A 2,786-nucleotide genomic window follows, 5' to 3' on the forward strand; every position below is an offset into this window, starting at 1 on the left:
ACCATTCGCACCGGAGTTAAACAGCTCAGAAAGGCTATGGGAGTGGATGCGGGAGCATGACTTATCAAACAAAGCATTTTCAGGTTATGAAAATATTGTAGATTGTTGCTGTGAAGCTTGGAATAACCTTTGCAGCGAAGCTGGTCGACTGTTCAGTCTGTGCTCCCGTGATTGGGCAGTTATACAGTAGTTAGAAAATTCAATTGGTATTATACGTCTTCAGAGATCTGGGATGATGGGATTATTGATCCCATAGACACTCGCAATGCCCTTGGTATTTCAATCAGTGCATCTCTGAATGCACCCATAGGTGATGCCCGTTACGGTGTACTCAGACTTTAATGTTTCACCACAAAGACACGAAGGCACAGAGTTGTTGATTGTTTCCAGTCTAAATATTCATCAGATCAATGCCTTCTTTTCTTAGTGCCTTTGTGCCTTCGTGGTTAAAAACAATAAAAATTAGAAAAGGATATCAACCATGACTGCCAGTCAATTTACGCTTACGGCTGAACAGCAAAGCTTGTTAGACCATGCCGATCGTTTTGGCCGTGAACAGCTTTTACCCCTCGCAGCCAGGATGGACAACGAAGAGTGGTGGCCGCAGGATGTCTTCAAGCAGTTCGGTGAACTGGGTTTTCTGGGGGTTACCATTCCCGAGCAGTATGGTGGCGCCGGCATGTCGATGCTGGAGGCAGGACTGATTTTGCAGGGATTCTCCCGCTGGAATCATGCCCTGGCATTAAGCTGGGTCGCTCACGATAACCTGTGTGCCAATAATATATACAACAATGGCAGTGAATATCTGCGGGAAAAATACCTGCCTAAGCTCTGTTCCGGAGAGTGGATTGGCTGTCTTGGGTTGACTGAGCCGGGAGCCGGCTCCGATGCCCTGGGCTCCATGAGAACGAAAGCCGTGCGTGATGGCGATGAATATGTTCTGAATGGCTCAAAAATTTATATTACCAATGGCCCAGTCGCTGACGTCTGCCTGGTATACGCCAAAACCGAACCCGGTAAAGGTTCAAAGGGTATTACTGCTTTTGTGGTTGAAACCCACTGGCCAGGCTTTAAAGTGGCCCAGAAGCTGGACAAAATGGGTTTTCGGGGTAGTCAGACGGCCGAGCTGGTATTTGAAGACCTTCGTGTTCCGGTTGCAAATATCGTTGGTAAAGAGCACCAGGGACATCAGGTGGTTATGAGTGGGCTGGATTTTGAACGCTCCATGATTGCTCCGATTAATACCGGCATTGCTGAGCGGGCACTGGATCTTTCCATTGATTATGCCGGTACACGTCAGCAGTTTGGTAAACCCATTGCCAGCTTTCAGATGGTTCAGGCGCGGATCGCCGATATGTATGTCTGGGTAGAAACCATGAAAACTTTCTGCTGGAAGGTGCTGGCCGAAGTATCCGAAGTCGATGAAACTCAGGCTGGTCGGGGCGAGATTCATGCCCGTACAGCCGCTTCCGTGATGTACTGTGCCGATATGTGTAATAAGGTATTGGATAATGCTGTACAGGTGCACGGTGGAACCGGTTATATCTGGGAGTCGGAAATCAATCGCCTGTTTCGCTCAACCAAGTTGCTTGAAATTGGTGCCGGTACTACTGAAGTGCGCAAAATGATCATTGCTGGCGAACTGTTGAAGTAAGGATTATGGGGTTAGATAAGGATGCTTTCGGGCTGTCTGATCGGCAGCTGGCAGAACTGGATACGGTGTTTTCCAGAGACAGCTTTTCAGGTAAAAGGGTGTTAATCAGTGGCGGCGGCAGTGGTATTGGCAAAGCTGCCGCCTGGCTGCTGGCTCGACTTGGTGCAAAAGTTCTGATTTGTGGACGCAGTCTTGAAAAGCTGCAGGCTGCTATTGAACCGATGAAGGAGATGGGACTTGATATCCGCTGTAAAACACTGGATATCCGGGACCCTGACCGTGTTCAGGTTTTCTTTGATGAAGTCATGAATGAGCAGGGCGGCCTTGATGTATTAATTAATAATGCCGGTGGTCAGTTTCCCCAGCCTGCGATTGATTTCTCGCCTAATGGCTGGCGCGCTGTGATTGATAATAATCTTAATGGTACCTGGTTTATGATGCAGGCCGCTGCCCAGCGCTGGCGAGATGTGAAAAATCCCGGAAATATTATCAATATTGTTACGGTGATTGATCGTGGAATGCCGGATATTGCCCATACCTGTGCGGCGAGAGCAGGTGTGATTTATGCGTCAAAAACAGTGGCGGTGGAGTGGGCTCAATACGGTATTCGGGTCAACTGCATTGCTCCGGGCATTATTGCCAGTGAAGGAATGAAAGTTTATCCACAGGAAGCCGTAAACGAATTCCCCCACTCTAATCCAATGCAGCGCTTTGGTTCCGCCTGGGATATTGCACAGGCCTGTGCCTATCTTGGAAGTGACGCATCACAGTTTATGACGGGGGAAGTGATGACATTAGATGGGGGTGGTCGTTTATGGGGTGAGCTGTGGCCTTACAGTAAACCAGAGTATTTCAGTTAATATGGAACGGGAAGTGGTGAATGGTTATTTTCTGAGATCGCTACTTCCTCTTGCTGAAAACAGTATAAAAAACAAACGTATCCACTTAATTATTTGCTTTCTTGCTAATAGCCGATCTGGGTCTATTTTTACTCTGTATCTTTAACAATACTCCGGACACTATTATGCAGCGATAGCACCATAGCTACTTAGCTCCTCATAAGTATTCATGACTTTTTCGTCATTCATTGCCAAGCCTAACTTCTCAAAAACTCTGTGCATCAGGTTCTGAT

2 protein-coding genes and 1 pseudogene are annotated in these 2,786 nt (G+C 47.5%); all 3 read left to right on the plus strand.

All coding sequences use genetic code 11. The features are described 5' to 3' along the window. Positions 1 to 190 (plus strand): annotated as a pseudogene (locus tag AK963_RS36095) (IS630 family transposase); the annotation flags it as partial. A 291-nt stretch (positions 191 to 481) separates the two neighbouring features. Then, positions 482 to 1,654 carry an acyl-CoA dehydrogenase family protein gene (locus tag AK963_RS27545; RefSeq protein ID WP_066018519.1) on the plus strand — a complete coding sequence of 391 codons (1,173 nt, stop codon included), beginning with the start codon at positions 482 to 484 and terminating at the stop codon, positions 1,652 to 1,654. A 5-nt stretch (positions 1,655 to 1,659) separates the two neighbouring features. Then, positions 1,660 to 2,514, plus strand: a complete 855-nt coding sequence (locus tag AK963_RS27550; RefSeq protein ID WP_066018520.1) for an SDR family oxidoreductase — start codon at positions 1,660 to 1,662, stop codon at positions 2,512 to 2,514. Positions 2,515 to 2,786 lie beyond the last annotated feature (272 nt).

Source organism: Endozoicomonas atrinae (genome assembly GCF_001647025.1).
Classification (GTDB): domain Bacteria; phylum Pseudomonadota; class Gammaproteobacteria; order Pseudomonadales; family Endozoicomonadaceae; genus Endozoicomonas; species Endozoicomonas atrinae.

Excerpts from the sequence above, each read along its gene's own strand:
- AK963_RS27545 (WP_066018519.1), top strand. The coding sequence starts at position 482 with ATGACTGCCAGTCAATTTACGCTTACGGCTGAACAGCAAAGCTTGTTA.
- AK963_RS27550 (WP_066018520.1), top strand. The coding sequence starts at position 1,660 with ATGGGGTTAGATAAGGATGCTTTCGGGCTGTCTGATCGGCAGCTGGCA.